The organism is Streptomyces sp. TSRI0107, from assembly GCF_001905845.1.
Lineage (GTDB): Bacteria > Actinomycetota > Actinomycetes > Streptomycetales > Streptomycetaceae > Streptomyces.
Genome location: NZ_LIVZ01000007.1, coordinates 398,638 through 420,062, shown reverse-complemented (window position 1 = coordinate 420,062; position 21,425 = coordinate 398,638). Strand labels below are relative to the sequence as shown.

General features: G+C 73.2%; 18 protein-coding genes. 6 read left to right on the top strand and 12 right to left on the bottom strand.

Features of this window, described 5'->3' with window-relative positions; genetic code table 11:
* The first annotated feature begins 140 nt into the window (after nt 1-140).
* The 3 genes from AMK31_RS21185 to AMK31_RS21175 all read left to right on the top strand — a co-directional run bounded on the left by AMK31_RS21185 (nt 141) and on the right by AMK31_RS21175 (nt 5,693).
* Nucleotides 141-3,680: a DNA polymerase III subunit alpha gene (locus tag AMK31_RS21185; RefSeq protein WP_073942153.1), complete on the top strand. Its 3,540-nt coding sequence runs from the start codon at nt 141-143 to the stop codon at nt 3,678-3,680.
* Nucleotides 3,677-4,645, top strand: coding sequence for a DNA polymerase Y family protein (locus AMK31_RS21180; protein WP_073942152.1), 969 nt, complete (start codon nt 3,677-3,679; stop codon nt 4,643-4,645). Before AMK31_RS21185 ends, AMK31_RS21180 begins: the two co-directional genes overlap by 4 nt.
* Before the next feature lie 187 nt (nt 4,646-4,832).
* Nucleotides 4,833-5,693, top strand: coding sequence for an esterase/lipase family protein (locus AMK31_RS21175; RefSeq protein ID WP_073942151.1), 861 nt, complete (start codon nt 4,833-4,835; stop codon nt 5,691-5,693).
* Between the two features lie 59 nt (nt 5,694-5,752).
* On the opposite strand, the gene AMK31_RS21170 is transcribed toward AMK31_RS21175, so the two are convergent.
* A complete protein-coding gene (locus tag AMK31_RS21170; RefSeq protein ID WP_073942150.1) occupies nt 5,753-6,793 on the bottom strand; it encodes a lytic polysaccharide monooxygenase auxiliary activity family 9 protein in 1,041 nt (346 codons plus the stop codon).
* Between the two features lie 187 nt (nt 6,794-6,980).
* Here AMK31_RS21170 and AMK31_RS21165 point away from each other — a divergent pair, with 187 nt between their 5' ends.
* On the top strand, nt 6,981-7,436 hold the full coding sequence (locus AMK31_RS21165; protein ID WP_073942149.1) for a GNAT family N-acetyltransferase: 456 nt from the start codon (nt 6,981-6,983) through the stop codon (nt 7,434-7,436).
* Nucleotides 7,437-7,461: 25 nt separating this feature from the next.
* On the opposite strand, the gene AMK31_RS42155 is transcribed toward AMK31_RS21165, so the two are convergent.
* The 3 genes from AMK31_RS42155 to AMK31_RS21155 all read right to left on the bottom strand — a co-directional run bounded on the left by AMK31_RS42155 (nt 7,462) and on the right by AMK31_RS21155 (nt 9,184).
* A complete protein-coding gene (locus AMK31_RS42155) occupies nt 7,462-7,596 on the bottom strand; it encodes a hypothetical protein (protein WP_107468672.1) in 135 nt (44 codons plus the stop codon).
* A 174-nt stretch (nt 7,597-7,770) separates the two neighbouring features.
* Complete coding sequence (locus AMK31_RS21160) at nt 7,771-8,271, bottom strand: DUF402 domain-containing protein (RefSeq protein ID WP_073942148.1); 501 nt, start codon at nt 8,269-8,271, stop codon at nt 7,771-7,773.
* On the bottom strand, nt 8,252-9,184 hold the full coding sequence (locus AMK31_RS21155; protein ID WP_073942147.1) for a GNAT family N-acetyltransferase: 933 nt from the start codon (nt 9,182-9,184) through the stop codon (nt 8,252-8,254). The genes AMK31_RS21160 and AMK31_RS21155 overlap by 20 nt, the downstream gene beginning before the upstream one ends.
* 71 nt (nt 9,185-9,255) lie before the next feature.
* On the opposite strand from AMK31_RS21155, the gene AMK31_RS21150 reads away from it, so the two are divergent.
* The gene (locus AMK31_RS21150) at nt 9,256-9,627 is read left to right on the top strand and encodes a GntR family transcriptional regulator (RefSeq protein WP_198948530.1); all 372 of its coding nucleotides are present in this window, start codon (nt 9,256-9,258) and stop codon (nt 9,625-9,627) included.
* A gap of 4 nt (nt 9,628-9,631) precedes the next feature.
* Here AMK31_RS21150 and AMK31_RS21145 read toward each other — a convergent pair whose 3' ends face one another.
* Together AMK31_RS21145 and AMK31_RS21140 are read right to left on the bottom strand one after the other, a co-directional pair.
* The gene (locus AMK31_RS21145; protein WP_073942145.1) at nt 9,632-10,414 is read right to left on the bottom strand and encodes a DUF72 domain-containing protein; all 783 of its coding nucleotides are present in this window, start codon (nt 10,412-10,414) and stop codon (nt 9,632-9,634) included.
* 35 nt (nt 10,415-10,449) lie between these two features.
* Complete coding sequence (locus AMK31_RS21140) at nt 10,450-11,544, bottom strand: DUF5925 domain-containing protein (RefSeq protein WP_073942144.1); 1,095 nt, start codon at nt 11,542-11,544, stop codon at nt 10,450-10,452.
* Nucleotides 11,545-11,719: 175 nt separating this feature from the next.
* On the opposite strand from AMK31_RS21140, the gene AMK31_RS21135 reads away from it, so the two are divergent.
* Nucleotides 11,720-13,126, top strand: a complete 1,407-nt coding sequence (locus tag AMK31_RS21135; protein WP_073942143.1) for a GH39 family glycosyl hydrolase — start codon at nt 11,720-11,722, stop codon at nt 13,124-13,126.
* Nucleotides 13,127-13,159: 33 nt separating this feature from the next.
* Here the strand turns inward: AMK31_RS21135 and AMK31_RS21130 are convergent, their stop codons facing one another.
* The 6 genes from AMK31_RS21130 to AMK31_RS21105 all read right to left on the bottom strand — a co-directional run bounded on the left by AMK31_RS21130 (nt 13,160) and on the right by AMK31_RS21105 (nt 21,380).
* Entirely contained in the window at nt 13,160-16,867 is a 3,708-nt protein-coding gene (locus AMK31_RS21130) for a lipopolysaccharide biosynthesis protein (protein ID WP_073942142.1), read from the bottom strand.
* Nucleotides 16,860-17,663: a polysaccharide deacetylase family protein gene (locus AMK31_RS21125; protein ID WP_198948529.1), complete on the bottom strand. Its 804-nt coding sequence runs from the start codon at nt 17,661-17,663 to the stop codon at nt 16,860-16,862. Before AMK31_RS21125 ends, AMK31_RS21130 begins: the two co-directional genes overlap by 8 nt.
* A complete protein-coding gene (locus AMK31_RS21120) occupies nt 17,660-18,670 on the bottom strand; it encodes a glycosyltransferase (protein ID WP_073942141.1) in 1,011 nt (336 codons plus the stop codon). The genes AMK31_RS21125 and AMK31_RS21120 overlap by 4 nt, the downstream gene beginning before the upstream one ends.
* Complete coding sequence (locus AMK31_RS21115) at nt 18,667-19,488, bottom strand: glycosyltransferase family 2 protein (RefSeq protein ID WP_073942140.1); 822 nt, start codon at nt 19,486-19,488, stop codon at nt 18,667-18,669. The genes AMK31_RS21120 and AMK31_RS21115 overlap by 4 nt, the downstream gene beginning before the upstream one ends.
* A gap of 343 nt (nt 19,489-19,831) precedes the next feature.
* A complete protein-coding gene (locus tag AMK31_RS21110) occupies nt 19,832-20,929 on the bottom strand; it encodes a GNAT family N-acetyltransferase (RefSeq protein WP_073942139.1) in 1,098 nt (365 codons plus the stop codon).
* A 4-nt stretch (nt 20,930-20,933) separates the two neighbouring features.
* Nucleotides 20,934-21,380, bottom strand: a complete 447-nt coding sequence (locus AMK31_RS21105) for a hypothetical protein (protein ID WP_241842687.1) — start codon at nt 21,378-21,380, stop codon at nt 20,934-20,936.
* Nucleotides 21,381-21,425 lie beyond the last annotated feature (45 nt).

The following is a 21,425-nucleotide window of genomic DNA, read 5'->3' as shown; positions in this document are numbered from 1 at the left end:
TCCCCACCGTCCGGGGAGACAGGTGTTTCCGCAGGTGGGAGGGGCCCGAACGGTTGTCGTACACATGTTCGGGATTTGGTCTATGGTGGTGGTGAGCAGGTTGGGAACGGATGTTCGATAGTGGATGGCGGGAGGTGCGGATGCCGGGCTTCACGCATCTGCACACCGTCTCCGGGTTCTCCGTGCGCTACGGCGCCTCGCACCCGGAGCGGCTGGCCGAGCGCGCCTCCGAGCGCGGCATGGACGCCCTCGCCCTCACCGACCGCGACACCCTCGCCGGCACGGTCCGCTTCGCCAAGGCCTGCGCCCGCGCCGGCGTCCGCCCGCTGTTCGGCGCGGACCTGGCGGTGACCGCGCCCGAGCCGGACTCCGTACGACCGGAGAGCCGGCGTCGCACCCCGGTGCGCGGCGGTGCCTTCATCGACGAGTCGGCCCCGCGCGTCACCTTCCTCGCCCGCGACGGCGCCCACGGCTGGGCCGACCTGTGCCGCCTCGTCACCGCGGCGCACCGGGGCGGCCCGGACATCCCCGCCCTGCCCTGGGCCGACAACCACGGCGACGGCCTCACCGTGCTGCTCGGCCCCGGCTCCGACGTCGGCCGGGCCCTCGCCGCGGGCCGCCCCGACCGGGCCGCGCGGCTCCTCGCCCCCTGGCGGGAGGTCTACGGCGACGCCCTGCGTCTGGAGGCCGTCTGGCACGGCCGCGCCGGCACCGGGCCCGGCTCCCTGCGGCTGGCCGCCCGTACCGTCGGCTTCGCCGCCGAGCAGGGCGTCCGACCGGTGCTCGGCAACGCCGTGCGGTACGCCGACCCCGGACAGGGCCGGGTCGCCGACGTCCTGGACGCCGCCCGCCGTCTGGTGCCGATCGACCCCGCCAAGGAACTGGACTCCGGTGAGGCCTGGCTCAAGGACGCGGACGCCATGCTCCACGCCGCCGAGCGGATCGTCCAGGCCGCGGGCTACCGGCGGGACACCGCCCACCGGCTGCTGGAGCAGACCCAGGCGACGGCCGCCGCCTGCCTGGTCGACCCCGAGGACGACCTCGGCATCGGCACCGTCCACTTCCCCGAGCCGCACCTGGTCGGCGCGGACCGCCGCACCGCCCAGCGGGTGCTCGCCTCCCGGGCGGCGGCGGGCATGGTGCTGCGCGGCTACACCGGCCGGCGCGCCTACTGGGAGCGGATGCACGAGGAACTGGACATCATCGCCCACCATGGCTTCGCCTCCTACTTCCTGACGGTCGCCCAGGTCGTCGACGACGTACGGAGGATGGGCGTCCGGGTCGCCGCGCGCGGCTCCGGCGCGGGCTCCCTCGTCAACCATCTGCTCGGCATCGCGCACGCCGACCCGGTGGAGCACGGGCTGCTGATGGAACGCTTCCTGTCCAAGCGCCGGCTGGTGCTGCCCGACATCGACATCGACGTGGAGTCCGCGCGCCGCCTGGAGGTCTACCGGGCGATCATCGACCGGTTCGGCGCCGAGCGGGTCGCGACGGTCGCGATGCCGGAGACGTACCGGGTGCGGCACGCCATCCGTGACGTCGGCGCGGCCCTGTCCCTGGACCCCGCCGAGATCGACCGCCTCGCCAAGTCCTTCCCGCACATCCGCGCCCGCGACGCCCGCGCGGCGCTGGAGGAGCTGCCCGAGCTGAAGGAGCTCGCTGCTCAAAAGGAGCGGTACGGCGCGCTGTGGGAGCTGGTCGAGGCGCTGGACGCGCTGCCGCGCGGGGTCGCCATGCACCCCTGCGGCGTCCTGCTCTCCGACGCCTCCCTGCTTTCCCGTACGCCGGTGATGCCGACCAGCGGCGAGGGCTTCCCCATGGCGCAGTTCGACAAGGACGACGTGGAGGACCTGGGGCTGCTCAAGCTGGACGTGCTGGGGGTGCGGATGCAGTCGGCGATGGCGCACGCGGTCGCCGAGGTGAAGCGGACGACGGGCGCCGAGGTCGACCTGGACGCCGTGCCGCCGGGCGATCCGGCGACGTACCGTCTCATCCGCTCCGCCGAGACCCTGGGCTGCTTCCAGATCGAGTCGCCGGGCCAGCGGGACCTGGTCGGGCGGCTCCAGCCGGCGACCTTCCACGACCTGGTCGTCGACATCTCCCTCTTCCGGCCGGGGCCGGTCGCCGCCGACATGGTGCGGCCGTTCATCGAGGCGCGGCACGGGCGGGCGCCGGTGCGTTATCCGCACCCGGATCTGGAGGGGCCGCTGAAGGAGACGTACGGGGTCGTCGTCTTCCACGAGCAGATCATCCACATCGTCGACATCATGACGGGCTGCGGGCGCGCGGAGGCGGACCGGGTGCGGCGCGGGCTGTCCGACCCGGAGTCGCAGGGGCGGATCCGGGTCTGGTTCGCCCAGCACGCGGCGGCCCGCGGCTACGACGCGGAGACGATCCGGCGCACCTGGGAGATCGTCGAGGCGTTCGGCAGCTACGGCTTCTGCAAGGCGCACGCGGTCGCCTTCGCCGTGCCGACGTACCAGTCGGCCTGGCTGAAGGCGCATCACCCGGCGGCCTTCTACGCCGGGCTGCTCACCCACGACCCCGGCATGTATCCGAAGCGGCTGCTGCTGGCGGACGCGCGGCGGCGCGGGGTGCCGATCCTGCCGTTGGACGTGAACAAGTCCGGGGTCGCACACAGGATCGAACTGGTGTCTGAATCGGGTCCGCGTCCAGGGGTCTGGGGACTCCGGCTGGCCCTCTCCGACGTCCACAACATCAGTGAGGCCGAGGCGAAGCGGATCGAGGACGGACAGCCGTACTCCTCCCTGCTCGACTTCTGGGAACGGGCCCGCCCCAGCCGCCCGCTGGCCGCCCGGCTCGCCCAGGTCGGCGCGCTGGACGCGTTCGGCGCCAACCGCCGAGACCTGCAACTGCACCTGACCGAACTGCACCGCGGCGCCCGCGGCATGGGCGGCGGCGGGGGACAGCTCCCTCTGGCCGGCGGCCGCGGCACCGCCTCCGCCGGGCTGCCCGACCTCTCCGCGGAGGAACGGCTCAGCGCCGAACTCGGCGTGCTCTCCATGGACGCCTCGCGCAACCTGATGGACGACCACCGCGCGTTCCTGCGCGAACTGGGCGTGGTCGGCGCACGCCGGCTGCGCGAGGCCCGGCACGGGGAGACCGTGCTGGTCGCGGGCGCCAAGGCGGCCACCCAGACCCCGCCCGTCCGGTCCGGCAGACGGGTCATCTTCACCACCCTGGACGACGGCACCGGCCTGGTCGACCTCGCCTTCTTCGACGACTCCCACGACGCCTGCGCCCACACCGTCTTCCACTCCTGGCTGCTGCTGGTGCGCGGGGTGGTCCAGCGGCGCGGCCCGCGCAGCCTCAGCGTGGTGGGCTCCGCCGCCTGGAACCTCGCCGAACTGGTCGAACTGCGCCGGGAGGAAGGGCTGGAGGGGGTCGCGGCCCGGCTCGCCGACACGCCCGGCACGCCCGCGCCCGGCACCCCGCCCGACGACGGGCAAGGGTCCGCGCGCGGGCGGCTCGCCGGTTCCGACGGGCTGCCCGCCCCGGCCGGCTCCGCCGCCCGGGACCGTATGGAGACCCACCGGTCCCGGACGATCCACATGCCCACCGGGTACGAGATGCACCCGTGGGCCGATCTGCGGCCCGCGGGACAAGAACCTTCGCGCACAAGGAAGTTGTGGCACCAGAGTCCGGGGAGTGCGGGATGACCATCCTCTGCGTACGTTTCCAGCTGCCGCCGATGTACGAGGCGGCCCTGCCGGGGCTGCTCGGGCTGCTGGAGGAGTTCACGCCGGTCGTCGAGGCGCTGCCGCCGGACGGGGCGCTCGCCGATCTGCGCGGCGCGGAACGCTACTTCGGGCGTGACGCCGTCGAACTGGCCTCGGTGATCCGGGTCCGCGCCCTCGCCCACCACGGGATCGACTGTGTGATCGGCGCCGGCCCGGGCCCGATGCTGGCCCGGATCGCGCTGCGCGACGCCCGGCCCGGGGTGACCCGCGCGGTCCCCGCGGACGCCGTGGCGGAGTTCCTCGCCGACAAGCCCGTCGCCGTCCTGCCCGGCGTCGGCGCCGCGACCGCCCGCACCCTGTGCGAGTACGGCCTCGACACCCTCGGCCGGGTCGCCGCCGCGCCGCTGTCCACGCTCCAGCGCCTGGTCGGCGCGAAGGCGGGCCGCGACCTGCACGAGAAGGCGAACGGGATCGACCGCGGCCGGGTGGTGCCCAACGCCGTCTCCCGCTCCCTGGCCACGGAACGCCCCTTCGACCGCGACGAACTCGACCCGGAGCGGCACCGCCGCGCCCTGCTCTCGGCCGCCGAGGAGATCGGCGCCCGGCTGCGCGCCGTGGAGAAGGTCTGCCGCACCCTCACCCTGACCGTGCGCTACGCCGACCGCTCGGCCACCGTCCGCTCCCGCACCCTCGTCGAACCCACCGCCCACTCGGCGGCGCTGGCCAAGGCGGTGTACGGCATGTACGACGCCCTCGGTCTCCAGCGTGCCCGGGTCCGCGCGATCGCCCTGCGCGCCGAGGGGCTGACCCCCGCCGAACAGGCCTCCCACCAGCTCTCCTTCGACCCCGTGGACGAGCGGGTCCGCCGGATCGAGGAGGTCGCCGACCGCGCGCGGGCGAAGTTCGGGCCGCGGGCGGTGATGCCGGGGAGACTGGCGGCGTAGCCCGAGCCGGGCCGGGCGGGACGCGTCGGGCTCACGATCAACTAGCGCCGCCAGTTTTTACTGTCGCGTAACTTCCCGCTGTGGCTACTCGCCCGTAACTTGACAAGTGAACAGCATCCCGTGATCCGGATCACAGGGCGTAAGGCAGTCGTAACTCCTTCCCCACGAGCCGTCAGGAGATCACTCGATGCTGCCCTGGAACCGAATACGCAGATGCCTGGTCGCACTGCTTCTCGCCGCGGGTCTCGTCGCCGTTCCCGCCGCCGGCGCCACCGCTGCCGAGGCGCCCAGCAGCGGCTGGAACAACTGGTCCTGCAAGCCCTCCGCCGCCCACCCCCGCCCCGTCGTGCTGGTCCACGGCACCCTCGGCAACTCGGTCGACAACTGGCTGGGCCTCGCCCCGTATCTGGTGAAGCGCGGCTACTGCGTCTTCTCCCTCGACTACGGCCAGCTCCCCGGTGTCCCGTTCTTCCACGGGCTCGGCCCCATCGACAAGTCGGCGGAACAACTGGACGCGTTCGTCGACAAGGTGCTCGACGCGACCGGCGCCGCCGAGACCGACCTCGTCGGCCACTCGCAGGGCGGCATGATGCCCCGTCACTACCTCAAGTTCCTCGGCGGAGCAGCCGAAGTGAACGCCCTCATCGGCATCGCCCCGGACAACCACGGCACCACCCTCAGCGGACTCACCAAGCTGCTGCCGTACTTCCCCGGCGCCGAGGACCTGCTCTCCACCGCCACCCCCGGACTCGCCGACCAGATCACCGGCTCCGACTTCCTCACCAAGCTGAACGAGGGCGGCGACACCGTGCCCGGCGTCCGCTACACCGTCCTCGCGACCAAGTACGACCAGGTCGTCACGCCCTACCGGAGCGGGTACCTGGAAGGGCCGGACGTACGCAACGTGCTGCTCCAGGACCTCTGCCCGGTCGACCTCTCCGAGCACCTGGCGATCGGGCTGTTCGACCGGATCGCCTTCCACGAGGTGGCCAACGCCCTCGACCCGGCCCACGCCAAGCCCACCACCTGCGCCTCCGCCTTCAGCTGAGCGCCGCCGGGGTCCGGCCGGCCTGAGCCGCCGGCCGGACCCCGGAAGTCCCGGTCGCCTCAGCGGCCGTGCCGGCCGCCGGTCACCGCCTTGCGGCGCACCGAGGCGAACAGGGCGGCCGCACCGAGGGCCAGCGCCGCCGCGCCGCCGACCGCGATGTACGGGGTGCTGCTGTCGCCGCCGGTCTCCGCGAGGTTCTGCGAAGCACCCGCCGCCTTGGGCTGGTTGGCCTCCGAAGCGCCCTCCGTGTCACCCTCCGCGTCGGCACCTTCGCCGGCCGCGGTGTCGCTCTCCGGGGCGTCCGCCGCGGCCGGCTCCGCCGTCGTGTGCGGGTCGTCGTCGCCGTGACCGTGGTTCTCGACGGTCGACTTGTCGGCACCCTCCTCTATCTGCTCCTGGGAGGGAGCCGAGGCGGACGGGGCGGGGGCGGACGGAGCGGTCGACGAGGCCGGGGAGTCACCGCCGAAGGTGACGTCGGAGCAGGAGTAGAACGCCTCCGGGCTGTCCGACCGCTGCCAGACCGCGTACAGCAGGTGCTTGCCGGTGCGCTCCGGAAGGGTGCCGGAGAACGTGTAGAACCCGCCCGACGCGGCCGGGTCGGTGACGGTGGCCACGGGATCGGCCAGATCCAGGTCGTCCCAGGCGAGCGGCTTGGAGGGGTCGTAACCCGGCTTCGTCAGATACACCTTGAAGGTGCCCTTGTGCGGGGCGGTCACGCGGTACTTGAAGGTGTACGAGCCGCTGCGCACGCTGGTCGCGGGCCAGTCGGCGCGGGCCAGGTCGAGGCCCTTGAACTCCTCGTTGTTCGCGCTGCACAGCTTGCCGTCCGGGATCCGCGCCTGGTGCTGCCCGGCGGCGTCGCCGATGCGGATGCCGTTCCAGTCGTACAGCGCCTGGGTGCCGCCCGCCGCGACCGCCGCCTTGCACGCGTCCGAGGACGGGCTCTCCGGGCCCTCGGCGTAGCACTGCGAGACCCGGCTGACCGGGTCGCCCATCGAACCGTGCGCGGACGCGGGGGCCGCGGACAGGGCGGTCAGGGCGAGCGGGCCGAGGCCGAGGGCGGCGACGGTGGCGGCGGCCTTGCGGCGGCGTGCGGACATGGGGGAACTCCTAGACGCGGTTGCGGGCGGTTCTGATCCCGTGTGATTCCGGGTGTGATCCCGTGGGGGCGATCAGAAGCTAGCCCCAAGAAACCGCGAAATCGCCTGCTGAGGGCGGCGGACGGAGATCCTTATGGTCCCGTTAAGGGAGTGCTCAGACTGCGCTGAGGTAGCTACCGTTCGGGGCATGAACGACGAGGAGATCCGGCCGGCCGTCACCGCCGACGTACCGTCCGTGAAGTCCGTGACCGACGCGGCGTACCACCCCTACGTCGCGCGGATCGGCGTGGTGCCGCAGCCCATGGAGGCGGACCACGCGGCGGACGTCGCCGCGGGGCGGGTGTTCGTCACGGGGGACCCGGTGACCGGTCTCGTCGTCCTGGACGCGTACGAGGACCATCTCTTCCTGGACAGCATCGCCGTGCACCCCGACGCCCGTGGCCGGGGCGTGGGGCGGCGGCTGCTGCGGTTCGTGGACGCGCGCGCACGCGCGCTGGGTCTGCCCGAGATCAGGCTCTACACGAACGCGATGATGTGGGAGAACCAGAAGATCTACCCGAGGTACGGATACGAGGTCGTGGAACGGCGCGTGGACGGGCCGTACGACCGCGTCCACTACCGCAAGCTCCTGAACCGGGCCTGAGGCCCGCGGGCGGGCCGGCCAGGGGTCAGCCGTCCGGCCACCACGTGCGGGCGATGTCCTTGCGCACCTCGGGGCGGCCGGCGGGGCGCTCGTCGGTCTCCTCACGCACCCGGCGGGCGTCGCTCTTCTTCAGGGGCTTCTGCACGGTCACACGGCGCATTGCTGCCTCCTCGTGGGCCACCGGGTTCCGCGTTCTCACGGAGGTGGACCCGTTCGGCGAGACTTCCTCATCGCCGCCCGATTTGTCTGTGGCGGCAGTCACGATTCGGTTGTCCGTGGCGGGTGTCACCCCGGCGGTGTCTGTAAACCACCGTGATCGGGTGACAGCGGGCTGTCACGCGAGGAGCGTGTCGAAGCCCTCCTTGCGGGCCAGGGCCTCCAGCTCGTCCAGCGCCGCCACGGCCGCCGCGGCGGCGTGCGGGTCCCGCTCCGCGAGGCCGCTCTCGGCGAACTCGTCCTCGTCCAGCCGGAGCACCTCGGCACCGTCGGCGGAACGCCACAGGTCCAGGTCCAGGTCCTCGACCACCACCTCGGCGCCGGACCGTACCGCCGGCCGGGTGATGTCGCAGTACCAGCCCTTCAGCGCGCCCGAGGCCGCGCGGACCTCCTTCACGGAGTACCAGCGGTCCCGCCAGTAGTACTCGGTGAACACGTCCCCCGGCTCGAACCGCACGAAGCCGAAGTCACGGACCCCGGCACCCGCCCAGGGGGCCCGGACCGCGATCCGGACGCCGTCGTCACCGAGCAGCCGCGCCCCGTAACGGATCTTCGTACGGCCCGCCTTGACCAGGACCACCTCGACCTGGCTTCCGGTGTCAGCCGAGTTCGCGGACATAACGCACCTCCGTGGCGCAGATCTCGTACCCGAACCATTGGTTGATCGCGAGCATCGGGTCGTTCCCCGCGTCGTTCCCGGTGATCGCCTCCGTGTAACCCGCGGCCCGCGCCCGGTGCAGCGAGTCGTTCTTCGCGAGCTTGGCCAGGCCGCGGCCGCGGAAGGCGGCGGCGGTGCCGGTCATCGCCGAGGCGTAGCGGCGCCGGGCCGGGTCCGTGTAGGCCGCGCTGAAGGCGGCCGGGCGGCCGTCGGCGACCGCGACCGAGGTGAGCTCCAGGTCGAGCAGCGGGTGGTTCCAGGTCTCCTCGACCCAGGCCTCGAAGTCGGTGAACTCCGCCGTGATGTCGCCCGGTTCGTCCGCGGTCGCCGCCGCGTCCAGCTCGAACACCGGCCGCGGGTCGTCCGCGTAGTCCGCGCCGGTGCGCAGTTCCACTCCCGGGGGCGGGCCCTGCGGCGACGGCAGGGTGCCGCCGGCCAGGTCCAGGCGGAGGAAGTGCGCGGAGCGGCCGGCCCGGTAGCCGTGCCGCTCGGCGAAGCCGCGGTTCGCGGGGGCGTCCAGCACCCAGGAGAACAGCCGGGTCGCGCCCACCCCCGCCAGGTGCTCCTCGGCGATGCGCACCAGCAGCGAGCCGGCGCCGTGCCCGGTCCGCTCCGGGTCGACGTACACGTTGAGACACCCCTGCCCCGGCTCCGGGCTGTCGTGGGCGAGGCCGGCCTCGGCCGTGCCGACGACCTCGCCGTCCCGCTCGGCGACGAACTGCCGGAAGCGGGCGTCGGGGTGGGTGTGGGCCAGCTGGTGCAGCACGGACTCCGGGGTGCTCAGCAGGTAGGGCAGCGCCCGGTGCCTGACCTTGATGAAGGCCTCGGCGTCGGCTCGGACCTCGGGGCGGAGATCGCGCACGATGACGGTCATGCGGCCGCACGCTACGCGGGGATCAAGGCCGGATGCCTCCCATTTTCCGGGGGCTGCGGGACAATCGCCCCGTGACGTTGAAGATCGGCATCGATGACAGCGGCGTACCGCCGTACGAGCAGGTGCGGGCGCAGATCTCCGCGCAGGCGCGGTCGGGGGAGCTGCCGGTGGGCTACCGGCTGCCGACGGTGCGCGGGCTAGCGGAGTCGCTGGGCCTCGCGGCGAACACGGTCGCCAAGGCGTACCGGGCGCTGGAGACGGACGGGGTGATCGAGACCCGGGGCCGCAACGGGACGTTCGTCGCCGCGGCCGGCTCGGCGGCGGAGCGGGAGCTGGCGTCGGCGGCCCGGGCGTACGCGGAGCGGGCCCGGCGCCTGGGCGTTCCCCAGGAGGGCGCGCTGGACGCCGTACGGGACGCAGTGCGGGCCGCGTACGAGGCGTAGGAACCTACCGGTGGACCTGCGTCGCCGACAGCGCGGCCGGTGTCCGCGTCACCGTGCGGCCCCTGGACGCCGCCAGCCTTCCGAAGGCCATCGCGTCCGCCACCGCCGCCCCGTCCGGGTCGTTGTTGAAGTACGTGTACACGTCCCGGCTGTCGTCGAACGCCTCCGCGACACGCCGCAGCCAGGTCTCCAGGGCCTGCCGGCCGTAGCGCGGCCACGGCCGGGCGCGGCCCTGGTGGAAGCGGACGTAACCCCAGTCCGCGGTGCGCCACAGCGGGGTGACCGGGCGGGAGAGGACGTCCGCCCAGCACAGGGCGGCGGCGCGGGACTCCAGCACCGCGCGGACCTCGGGCGTCCACCACGACTCGTGCCGTGGCTCGACGGCGACCCTGGTCGACGCCGGGAACCGGCGCAGGCACGCGTCCAGCAGGTTCGCGTCGGCCTTCAGCGTCGGCGGCAGCTGGAGCAGGACGGGGCCCAGCCGATCGGCGAGACCCGCCGCGTGGGTCATCAGCCGCTCCACCGGCTCCTCGGGGTCCTTCAGACGCTTGATGTGGGTCAGATACCGGCTGGCCTTGACCGCGACCACGAAGTCCGGCGGCACGCGCTCCCGCCACGCCTCGAAGGTCTCGCGCGTCGGCAGCCGGTAGAAGGCGTTGTTGATCTCGACGGTGGCGAAGTGCCGTGTGTACTCCTCCAGCCACAGCCGGGTGGGCACGTCGGCCGGGTACAGCAGGCCTTTCCAGTCCTTGTACTGCCACCCCGACGTACCGACATACAGAGGCATATCCCCATCAAAGCACTACACGGGCAGCCGCAGCACTACAGGTACATCCCCGCCTCCACCCCGCCCCGCGGCTCCGGCAGCGCCGTCGGGGAGGTGCCCCGGCGCAGCGCGTACAGCTCGGCCAGCGTCGCGCCGTCCCGGCCGACGCCCTCGTCCGTGCCCAGCCAGTTCACCGCCTCGGCCCGGGTCAGCGCCCCCACCTCGATCCGGGCCAGACAGCGGCCGGGACGCACCACGGCCGGGTGCAGGCGCTCCAGGTCCTCGTTGGTGGTGACGCCGACCAGCACGTTGCGGCCCTGGCCGAGCAGCCCGTCGGTGAGGTTGAGCAGCCGGGACAGCGCCTGCCCGGCGGTGTGCTTGGCCTCGCCGCGGATCAGTTCGTCGCAGTCCTCCAGGAGCAGCAGCCGCCAGCGGCCCTTGCCCGCCGCGTCCTCCTCGCCGATCGCGATGTCCATCAGATAGCCGACGTCGGAGAACAGCCGCTCCGGGTCCAGCACGCAGTCCACCTGGCACCAGTCCCGCCAGGAGCGGGCCAGGGTGCGCAGCGCCGAGGTCTTGCCGGTGCCGGGCGGGCCGTGCAGCAGGAGCAGCCGGCCCGCGATGTCCTCGGGGGTGGTCTTCATCAGCCGGTCCATCGCGTCCGCGACCGGCGCCGTGTAGTTGGGCCGCACCTCGTCCCAGGTGCCCGCCGAGATCTGCCGGGTGGTGCGGTGCGGGCCGCGCCTCGGGGAGACGTACCAGAAGCCCATCGTGACGTTCTCCGGCTGCGGTTCCGGCTCGTCCGCCGCGCCGTCCGTCGCCGCGCTCAGCACCTGCGCCGCGAGGTCCGCGGTGGTCGCCGTCACGGTGACGTCGGCGCCCCGGCTCCAGCGGGACACCAGCAGCGTCCAGCCGTCGCCCTCGGCGAGGGTGGCGCTGCGGTCGTCGTCGCGGGCCACCCGCAGCACCCGCGCGTCCGGCGGCAGCAGGGTCGCCCCGGAGCGGACGCGGTCGATGTTCGCGGCGTGCGAGAAGGGCTGCTCGCCCGTCGCGAAGCGGCCGAGGAACAGCGCGTCGACGACGTCGGAGGGCGAGTCGCTGTCGTCGACGTTGAGCCGGATCGGCAGTGCGTCGTGTGGGTTCGCGGACATGCCGCCATGATCGGGCACCGGGGCGTCTCGTGCACCCGGTTTCCGAGGTGCGCGCGGAGTGTCGCCTTCCGTGCCGCTCGCCCCGCTGTGCCCCGTCCGCGCCCTTCGTCGCTCCTTGGTTGCTTCTTCACGACATCTGCCCCGACGCCCGCCCCCGCCGCTACTGTTGCCCTCGATGGGACGTCATGGGTGGGATTCGGGGGCACGGCGGTGGCGGCTCACCGCGTTGCTCGGCGTGTCGGTGGCCGTAGCGGCCCTGCTGGTGACCCTGTTCGGCACGCTGCCCGGCGGCGCGAGCACCGAGGGCACCTCGCCCGACGGCGACAAGGTGCACGGCACGCCCGTCACCCCGCCGCAGCGGTCCGGACCGGACGTCGGCTGGGGTTTCACGCACACCCAGTTCAGCGCCGACGAGGGCAGCCCCGAGGCGGTCGCCCGGGTCGAGGACCGGCTCCGGGACGCCGGGCTGCCGCAGAACCAGCACATCATGGGCTGGGGCGCCGACAACCCCGAGCCGGTGAAGGGGCGTTACGACTTCGACGCGCTGGACCTGCGGGTCGACTTCATGCGGGCCTCCGGCGCCACCCCGGTGATCACCCTGTGCTGCGCCCCGGACTGGATGAAGGGCGGCGAGGCCGGCGCGGACCGGACCGACTGGAGCCAGGCCGCCCTGGAGACGGCGCCCGAGCCCGGGCACTACGACGACTTCGCGGCGCTCGCCGCGACCGTCGCCAAGCGCTACCCCGATGTACGGCACTTCATCGTCTGGAACGAGTTCAAGGGCTTCTGGAACGACGCCGAGCACCGCTGGGACCACGAGGGCTACACCCGCATGTACAACCTCGTGTACAAGGCGCTGAAGGCCGTCGACGAGGACATCATGGTCGGCGGCCCCTATCTGGTCATGGACAGCCTCGATCCCCGCCAGCAGCACGCCTCGACCGGCCTCAGGGGTCCCTGGGGGGCCGTGGACCAGCGGGTCCTGGACGCCTTCGACTACTGGAACCGGCACAAGGCGGGCGCCGACTTCGTCGTCGTGGACGGCTCCAGCTACACCCGGGACGACGAGCTGCTGCCCGACGAGTTCGCCGCCACCGACAAGTTCACCGCGGTGGGGGAGTGGGTGCGCGGACGCACCGGCGGCGAACTGCCGCTGTGGTGGGCCGAGTACTACGTCGAGCCCGCCGACGGCAACGACGACCGCCACGGCTGGTCCGAGACCCGCCGGGTCGCCGTCCAGGCCGCCGGGATGATCGCCATGGTGCGGGGCGGCGCCTCCTCCGGCTTCTACTGGAACCCGGAGGCGGAGCGGGGCCCCGAGTGCCCCGGCTGCCTGTGGACCCCGACCGGCACCGCGAGCGGCGGCGGCGAGCTGCCCATGCACGACCTCGTCTCCCGGTTCGCCGCCGCGTTCCCGCCGGGCACGGCCTACGACGACCTGACCGCCGACCGCCGCATCCGCGCCCTCGCCACCGACCGCACGGTCCTCGTCGTCAACACCCGCGACCGGGCGATCAGCGCGAAGGTCGACGGGCGGACCGTCGGCCTCCAGGCCTACGAGGTGAAGTGGCTGACCCGCTAGCGCGGCCGGCCACCAGCGCCTGCCGCACACCTCTCACTTGATCGTCAGGAACCGCTGCACCAGCGAGGCCAGCAGCACCGCCAGCAAGGGCAGCGAGAACCAGAAGCTGCCCTGGAGGCGGCGCAGTTGCCGTACCCCCGGACGCGCCGCGACCCGCAGCACCTCGCGGGCCGCGAGCAGCACGATCAGCGCGGCCGCCGCGAGCGCCCCGACCACCGACCACGGCGTCCAGGTCACCCGCGGCCCCGCCGGTCCGGGATCCGGCTCGGGAACGGGACCCGCGGGACGCTCGCTCAGCGCGTACATCGTGACGTCCTCGTTGACGAGGACCTTCCGCAGCTCCTGGCGCCGGTCCAGGTTCCGGATCAGCCGCGGCTCCCAGGTCGTGGCGTACCCGACGTCCATCGTCAGATAGGTGACCTGACTGCGGTTGACCATCAGGTACGAGTTCGGGCCGGCGTCCTTGAGCGCCTTCACCAGCCCCGACACCAGCACCGGGTCGGTCGGTGCGAGCGTCGGCACGTACTCCACCTTCTCCATGTCCCGCGCGCCCCACGGCATCGCCGGTGTCACGTTCTCGAAGGTGTCGTTGCTCAGCCACAGCAGCCGCACGCTCGGATCGTCGTGCGCGTACACGTACTCCATGGCGGCGACCTCACCGGGCCGGATCCGCTCGAACGGCTCGTTGCCCCAGCGGGCCACCAGGAAGCCGCCCATGAGCACCAGGCCGGCCATCAGCGCCGCCAGCGGGGCGAGACTGACCCGGTCCCGGTCGCGTTCCCTCGCGGTGACGCCGGTGCGCGGGAACAGCGCCAGGGCGGCCAGCAGAGCCGCGCCGGGCAGCGCGAACATGAACACGCGCAGCGCCATCTCGCCGCCGTACGACTGCATGCCGAAGCCGAGGAACGGCACGAAGGCGAGGACCGGCAGCGCACGCTCCCGGTAGCGGTGCTCGCGCCGCCGCCACCAGCCCCAGCAGGCCAGCGCCAGCACCCCGCCGGCCAGCGCCACCCGCGCGTACAGCACCAGCTTGTGGGTGGAACTGCCGCCCTCGATCCGGCCGGACACCGACGAGGAGACATTGCCGCCGACCCCGCCGATCCCGCCGAACATCTCGTCGAAGTGCCCCGACCAGTACGGCTCCGCCATGAAGCCGATCCAGGACACCACCGCCACCCCGAACAGCAAGGGCAGCCCGCGCAGTTCGCAGCGGCCGACGAGGACCAGCACGGTGACCACGCCCAGCATCACGAACGGGGTGAGCTGATGGGCGGGCACGCTCGCCATGAACAGGCCGATCACCACCAGCAGCAGCACCGCCCGCTGCCGCCGGTTCGCCGGCTCGACCTCCGCCTCGCCGGGCCGCAGTCTCGTCCAGATCACGCGCGGCGCGCGGAACCACACCAGCAGGACCGCCACGAAGACCAGGTAGAGGAGGTAGGTGAAGCCCTGCGGGGAGAAGTAGTCCTGGCCCACCCAGCCGCTCAGCACGAAGATCCACAAGCCGGTCCAGCGGGCCCGCCAGCTCGCCCGCAGCGAGCGGGTCAGCAGGACCACCGGCGCCAGGTACAGCAGCTGGATGCCCGTCGGCCACCAGCGGATGACCTCGGTGAAGTCGGTGACCCCGCAGGCCTCGGCGACGAACGCGGCCGCCGCGAAGAAGCCCGGCCAGCTCCACCGCGCGTCCAGGTCGGGCACGGCCGTCCCGGTCCGGTCGATGTGGTCGAGGAAGCCCAGGTGCTGCCAGGCGGTCGCGAACCGCGGCTCGGTCTCGATGACGGCGGGCAGCGCGTGCAGCGAGACCACCGTCGCCAGCAGGGTCACCAGCAGCAGCGCCCGGTGCTCGCGCCCCAGCCAGAGCAACGAGGCGAACACCACCACCAGCAGTCCGGCGCCGACCAGCGTCGGGGCGGGCAGCACGGAGATCAGCCCGAGTCCGCCCATCCGGTCGAGGTCGGCCTCGCCGAGCCGGGCGGCGGGCACCCAGTACAGCAGCAGCGCGGCGATCAGCAGACAGCCGAGGACCACGCCGAGGCGGGTCGGCATCAGACGCCGCCGAAGGCCCGCCGGCGGCGCGGGCGGCGGAGCCGCCGCTTCGGCGAGCTGCACGGGCTGCGCCACGTCCTTCTTCTCCGAGATCTCCGGCTGCTCGGTCCGGTGCGGGGGCTCGTCCTCCGGTTCGAACGGCGCGTCCACGTCCGCGTCGGCCGCAACGGGGATGCCCGCCGGTGGTGTGCCCGGCCCCGGGCGGACGTCCGGGCGGCGTTCCAGATGGTCGAAGTCGACGTGGACGCCGAGGGCGAGGGTGTCGGTGTCGAGCGCCCAGCCCGGGCCGCGGCGGCGGGCCGCGGGCGCGGCGCCGGCCTCGCGCGCCGGCGGGTCGGCGACGTCTCCGTCCGGCGCCGTCACCTCGGGGCGGCCGGCGCCGGACGGTAGCGCCCGGACGGTCCGGTACAGCCTGGGCGCGGCGATCGCCACGATCACCGCGAGGCTGACGATCTCCGCGACGCCCGCGCCGGTCAGCCCCATCCGGGGGAGCAGCAGCAGCGTCAGCCCGAGCACCAGCGCGCACAGCAGGCCCTGCAACCAGGCGAGTCCCGCCGTACGGCTCTGGGCGCGCAGCACCGCGAAGTACGTCTCCATCACCACCCGCAGCACCGCGCCGACCGCGAACCAGCGCAGCAGCGGCGTGGCCGCGTCCGCGTAGCCCGCCCCGAACACGCCGAGGATCCACGGGGCGCCGAAGAACAGCACGGTGCAGACCGGGAGCATGATCCTGGCCATCCGGCGCAGCGCCGCGCGGGTGTTGGCGGCGAGCCGGCCCGGGTCGTGCGAGCCCTCCACGGTCAGTGAGGCGCCCATGTTGATGGCGAGCAGGTTGACCGTGCCGCCGATGGTCGCGGTGATGTAGAAGTACGCGTTGTCCTCGGAGCTGACCTGCGCGGCCACGATCACCGGGACGAGGTAGACCACGGCCAGCGAGAACAGCGATCCGGTGTAGTCGCCCGCGAGGAACCGGCCCACCTCCCGCAGCGACGGCGGCCTCGCGTGCTCCTCGGTCGCCGCCACATGCCGGGGCACCAGCCGCCGGAACACCAGCCAGCCCAGCGGCAGCACGGACACCGCGATCGCCGCCACCCAGGACACGAACACGCCGGTCGTCGGGACGGCCGCCGCGAACGCGACCAGCAGGCCCAGCTTGACCGCGGAGAACGCGGTGTTGCCGACCGGCACCCACAGCGCGCTGCGCAGCCCGGTCAGCACCCCGTCCTGCAGCGTGAGCAGATTCCAGGCGATCACCGCGACGACGAACCCGAGCCCGTTCACCGGCCCGTCCAGGAAGCCGTACGACGGCCCCCACAGGTCCAGCGTCAGCAGGAACACCCCGGCCGCCAGCGCCACCACCAGCGAACTGCCCGCGTAGGTGCGGAAGATGAGCCGGCCGGTGGTGCGCCCGGCGACCGGGATGAACCGGGCCAGGGCACCGGTCAGGGTCACCGCGGTCAGACCCGCGAGGAGTTTCATCGCGGCGATCGCGGCGGAGCCCTGGCCGACCGCCGACTCGGAGTAGTAGCGGGCGGCCGCCAGCCAGAAGCCGAGACCCAGCACCGCGGAGATCCCGGTGTTGAGCATCAGCGCGTAGGCGTTGCGGAACAGCTGGCCGCCGCCCGGCCGCCCGGGCGTCGCCTGTTCCGGTCCGGCGGACGTCGTGGCCTGCGCTGCGGTGGTCGTGTCAGACACGGGAACGGATGGCCTTCCGGCGGACCTGTCGGGCTCTGCGGACCACGGCGTACCCCTTGGTCAGGGCACGGTCGGTGGCGAACGTACGGGCGATCGCGCGGCCCTCGACCAGTCGCGCGAACTCCTCGATCCCGGTGCCGCGGCGCACGGTGACCCGGCGCAGCGCGTACGGCCCCTGGCGGCGCCGGGCCAGCTCGTTGCCGACGGCGAGCGCCTGGGCGAACCCGGCCGCCCGCACCTCCCGCCGGACCCGGCGGCTGGAGTAGCCGTACGGGTAGGCGAAGGACAGCGGGAGCGCGCCGAGTTCACCGGCGACCAGGTCGCGGCAGCGGGTCAGCTCGAAGCGCAGCGCGTCGTCGTCCAGCTGGTCGAGCTGCGGATGACTGTGGCTGTGCCCGCCGATCTCCACGCCCGCGGCGGCCAGTTCGCGCACCTGGTCCCAGTCGAGCATGGTGTCCAGGGCGCCCCCGGTGTCGTGCGGGCCCCGCAGCCAGCCCGTGGAGACGAACAGCGTCGCCGGGAAGCCGTGCTTGGCGAGCACCGGCAGGGCGTGCCGGTGGACGCCCGCGTAGCCGTCGTCGAAGGTGACCAGGACCGGGCGGCTCGGCAGCGGGCGCCCGGCGCGCCAGCGGGCGGCCAGGTCGGCGGTGGTCACCGGGGTCAGGCCCAGGTCGCCGACCAGCTCCATCTGGGCGGCGAACGCCTCGGGGGCGACGGAGAGGGCGCGGGTGGCGTCGTTCGGGTCGGTGGCGACCGCGTGGTACATGAGGATCGGCACACCGGTCTTGGCGGTCATCCGCTCTCCCCCTCGATCGGCGCCACGGAGAACGCGGTCCCGCCCCGGCGCGCCCGCACACTCCCCACGACGTACCCGCCGGCCGCCGTCAGCACTCCGGCGACGATCGCCCCGGCCCGCCCCGCGCCGCCCGGCCGGGCCAGCACGGCGTCCCGCAGCCCGCGCGCCACCCCGGCGGGCAGCACCCGGGTGGCGTACCGCCGCTCCGACTCCAGCCCCTTGCCGGCGCCGACGCTGCGGGCGACCAGCGCCTTCGACAGGCCCTCGGCGTACGTGCGGGTGCGGAAGTAGCCGAACCGCTCCCGGCCCGCCGGCACCCGGTGGTGGATCACCGCCCGGTCGTCGATCAGCAGCACCGCGCCGGGCACGGCCCGGGTGAGCCGGATGCACAGCTCCGTCTCCTCGCAGCCCAGCGGGCGCTTGTCGCCGTCGCGTCCGATGCCGGTGGCGAAGCCGCCCGCCGCGTCGAAGGCGATCCGGCGGAACGAGGCGTTGCCGCCGAGCACGTTGCGCACCCGGACCCGGCCGGGCGGCAGCCCCCGGTAGGTGCAGCCCACCACCCAGTCGAACTCCTCCGGGAACCACACGGGACGGCGGCCCGACGCCCAGATCGGCACCGTACGGCCGCCGACCGCCATCACCCGCGGGTCGGCGTAGGCTGCCGCGAAGTGGCGCAGCCAGTCCCGCTCGGCGACGGCGTCGTCGTCGAGGAAGGCGATCACCTCGCCGTGCGCGGCGGCGATGCCGGTGTTGCGGCCGGCGGACAGCCCGCGGGGGCCCGCGTTGGCGAGCACCCGCACGTCCTCGGCCTCCTTGTACTCCCGCTCCAGCCGGTCCAGCAGCGCCCGGTTGTGGTCGACGACCAGCAGGGTCTCCAGGGCCGGCCGGGACTGCGCCCGCACCGAGGCGACCGCCGCGAGGATGTCCTCCCAGCGCTCCTCGGTGTAGACGCAGACGACCACGGAGATGCCGGGGCCGCCCGGAGCCCCGCTTCCCGTACCGCTCAAGACGCCTCTCCCCGCACCGCGTCGAGCATCGGGGAGGCGTGCGTACGGCGGCGCAGCGCCCGCCGGTTGGAGCGCTCCCGCAGGATGACGCGCAGCACCCGCAGCCCGTCGCGGACGGCGCTGAGGTTGCTGGTGCCGTGGATGCGGAGGTATTCGTGGCTCGGTATCTCCTGCACCCGCAGGCCCGCCTTGACCACCCGGATGTTCATCAGGGTCTCCACCTCGAAGCCGGTGCAGTCGAGGTCGATCTTGTCCAGGCAGTGCCGCCAGAACGCGTTGTAGCCGTAGCAGAGGTCGGTGTAGCGGGCGCCGAACTTCCGGTTGACGACCGCGCACAGGGCGCGGTTGCCGAGCTTGCGGACGAACGTCATGTCGTCGGTGCCGCCGCCGTTGGCGAAGCGGGAGCCCTTGGCGAAGTCCGCGCCGGAGACCAGCGCGGAGACGTACGACACGATCTCGTTGCCGTCGGCCGAGCCGTCGGCGTCGACCATCACGATGATGTCGCCGGTGCAGGCCTCGAACCCGGTGATCAGCGCGTCCCCCTTGCCCTTGCCGCGCTGCCGCACGACCTTCACGCCGGGCCGCAGCTCACGGGCGACCTCGACGGTGTCGTCGGTGGAGTTGCCGTCGACCAGGACGACCTCGTGTATCCAGTCCGGCAGGGTCTTGAAGACGTACGGAAGGTTCTCCGCCTCGTTCATGGCCGGGATCACCACGCTCACCGGCGGCGCGATGGCCAGGTGCGAGGAGATCGGCCGGTACGCGGTGCTCCTGGCCGGCTCGTGGCCCGTGCTCACCGGGCGCAGTACTGAGCTCATGAGTCTGGTCCCTCTCGTCCGGTGGACCGCCCGCCCCTGGGCGGCCCGGTTGTCTGTCCGGTTCGAAAGGGGGGTTGTGTCACTGGCGAAACCCACCGGCGCCGGAAAACGGCAGCCGGTTGCGCGGCACGTCCCCGGCCGCGCACGCGTACGCACGCCGACCGGTCACGGCACCCCCCTACCGCGCTCTCGCGCCGGCACCACCGCGGCCCTGAGCCCTCCCCTGGTCCGCTGGATGATGGTCCGATGCGAGTGAGATGTACGACGGTATTGACGATTGAGTCCATATGGCAAGGCCTGGAACCAGGCCTCACGTTTTTGTTGTTTTTCCCGTTACCACCGACTACTGCCGTCCTGAGCGGATCTTTCCCACCCGTTTCAGCAGCCGGTCGGCGGGCTCGAACAGCTCCGGCCGGGACACCACGGCATTGCGCAGTGCCCGCACCGGGGCACGGCGTGCCCGATGCCCGAGCGCCACCGGGTGACGGCGCGTCACCCACCCCTCCGACACCCGGATGTCCCGGGTCTTCAGGGAGTCCTTGTACTCCTTCTCGCCCCGGCCCAGATCGAGATACGCGACCCCGTCGGCGGCGGCCGCCTCGGCCATGCGCAGATGCAGGATCAGGCCCGGGGAGTACCGGGCGTACGCCGGGTCGTACGCCGGGAACCAGCAGGCGAGGATCCGCTCGCTGCGCAGCCCGAAATGCGCGGCAACCGGCCTGCCGTCCGCGTACAGCACCGACAGGGTTCCGGCGAACCGCTCGGTGCGGGTGTGGAAGAGATGGCGGACCAGATCGGTGATCCAGTCCTGAGCGAAGCGGTCGCTGCGCCCGGTACGGCGGTACTGCGCCGACTTCCACCCCATGAGCGTGCGCAGCGCGGCCGGGTCCCGCTCGTCGTGCACGTAGACCACGCCGCTCGCGTCCCGCCCCAGCTTGCGCTCCTTGGCGAGCGTGGTCCGGGTGAACTTCGGCGAGCGCTCCCGCAGCCCGGCGAGATAGCTGTCGTAGCCCTGGTCGACGTCCATGACCGGGGACGGGAAGGTGCCGGAGACGCCGGCCGCGAACGGCCGCTGTCCCTCGATCAGATGGTCGAACTCCAGGACGGCGAGCCCGCAGGCCCGCAGCAGTTCCCGGGCGTCCCAGGTGAACCCCGGCCGGTGCACCACGCCCTGCGCGTCGGAGACCCCGAGCCCGATCGCCCGGCCCACCCCGGCGGCGGACCGCTGGAACGGCAGGAACGCGACCGGCTCGCCGCCCTCCCGGACCACCGCGATCCGTACGCCACGCCGGTAGCGGCCCACCGCGAGCGCGAACTCCGGGGACAGGAAGGGGTTCGCCAGCTCCGGCGAGCCGTGCAGATGCGCCTTGGCCTGCAGAGCGGTCCACTCCGCCCGGTCGGCGGCGGTCAGCTCGCCGGGGCGGTACACGCTGATGTCCACGTCACTAGCCCTGTCTTCTCGGCGTGCGGCCGCGCAGCCGCCGCACTGGAACCAGCAGGAGAACGAGGGCGCTGAACACGGTCACGGCCACCAGCCCGGCGCGCACCGACCAGTGGTGCGTGGCCAGCAGGATCTGGGCCACCAGCATGTCGACGACGACCGCGCCCGCCAGCGAGGCGACGGCGCGGCCGAAGGGCTCCAGCCCGGTGAGCGCGACGGCGATCGCCGCGGCCGGTGCCGCAAGCAGGAAGAACAGGGTGAACGGGCCGCGCAGCGGCGAGCCCGAGCCGGTGAGTGCGAGGAACGCGCCGAGCGCCCCGACGGCGGTGGCGGCGCCCGCGAGCAGTGGTGTCAGGTCCCTCCCCGGTCCTGACCGCGACCGCTCGGCGTCGTCCGCCTCGTCCGCCGTATCTGTTCCGCCTGGATCGGTTGTGCCACGGATGGTCTGCATTGGCGACTTTGCCCCCCGAAGCGCCGGATGCCGGGCTTCAATGTG

Bases quoted from the DNA above. Each gene is read 5' to 3' on its own strand.
- AMK31_RS21160 (WP_073942148.1), bottom strand. From the start codon at position 8,271: ATGTCCGCGAACTCGGCTGACACCGGAAGCCAGGTCGAGGTGGTCCTG.
- AMK31_RS21165 (WP_073942149.1), top strand. From the start codon at position 6,981: ATGAACGACGAGGAGATCCGGCCGGCCGTCACCGCCGACGTACCGTCC.
- AMK31_RS21185 (WP_073942153.1), top strand. From the start codon at position 141: ATGCCGGGCTTCACGCATCTGCACACCGTCTCCGGGTTCTCCGTGCGC.
- AMK31_RS21180 (WP_073942152.1), top strand. From the start codon at position 3,677: ATGACCATCCTCTGCGTACGTTTCCAGCTGCCGCCGATGTACGAGGCG.
- AMK31_RS21140 (WP_073942144.1), bottom strand. From the start codon at position 11,544: ATGTCCGCGAACCCACACGACGCACTGCCGATCCGGCTCAACGTCGAC.
- AMK31_RS21135 (WP_073942143.1), top strand. From the start codon at position 11,720: ATGGGACGTCATGGGTGGGATTCGGGGGCACGGCGGTGGCGGCTCACC.
- AMK31_RS21115 (WP_073942140.1), bottom strand. From the start codon at position 19,488: ATGAGCTCAGTACTGCGCCCGGTGAGCACGGGCCACGAGCCGGCCAGG.
- AMK31_RS42155 (WP_107468672.1), bottom strand. From the start codon at position 7,596: ATGCGCCGTGTGACCGTGCAGAAGCCCCTGAAGAAGAGCGACGCCCGC.
- AMK31_RS21105 (WP_241842687.1), bottom strand. From the start codon at position 21,380: ATGCAGACCATCCGTGGCACAACCGATCCAGGCGGAACAGATACGGCG.
- AMK31_RS21175 (WP_073942151.1), top strand. From the start codon at position 4,833: ATGCTGCCCTGGAACCGAATACGCAGATGCCTGGTCGCACTGCTTCTC.
- AMK31_RS21170 (WP_073942150.1), bottom strand. From the start codon at position 6,793: ATGTCCGCACGCCGCCGCAAGGCCGCCGCCACCGTCGCCGCCCTCGGC.
- AMK31_RS21125 (WP_198948529.1), bottom strand. From the start codon at position 17,663: ATGACCGCCAAGACCGGTGTGCCGATCCTCATGTACCACGCGGTCGCC.
- AMK31_RS21145 (WP_073942145.1), bottom strand. From the start codon at position 10,414: ATGCCTCTGTATGTCGGTACGTCGGGGTGGCAGTACAAGGACTGGAAA.
- AMK31_RS21155 (WP_073942147.1), bottom strand. From the start codon at position 9,184: ATGACCGTCATCGTGCGCGATCTCCGCCCCGAGGTCCGAGCCGACGCC.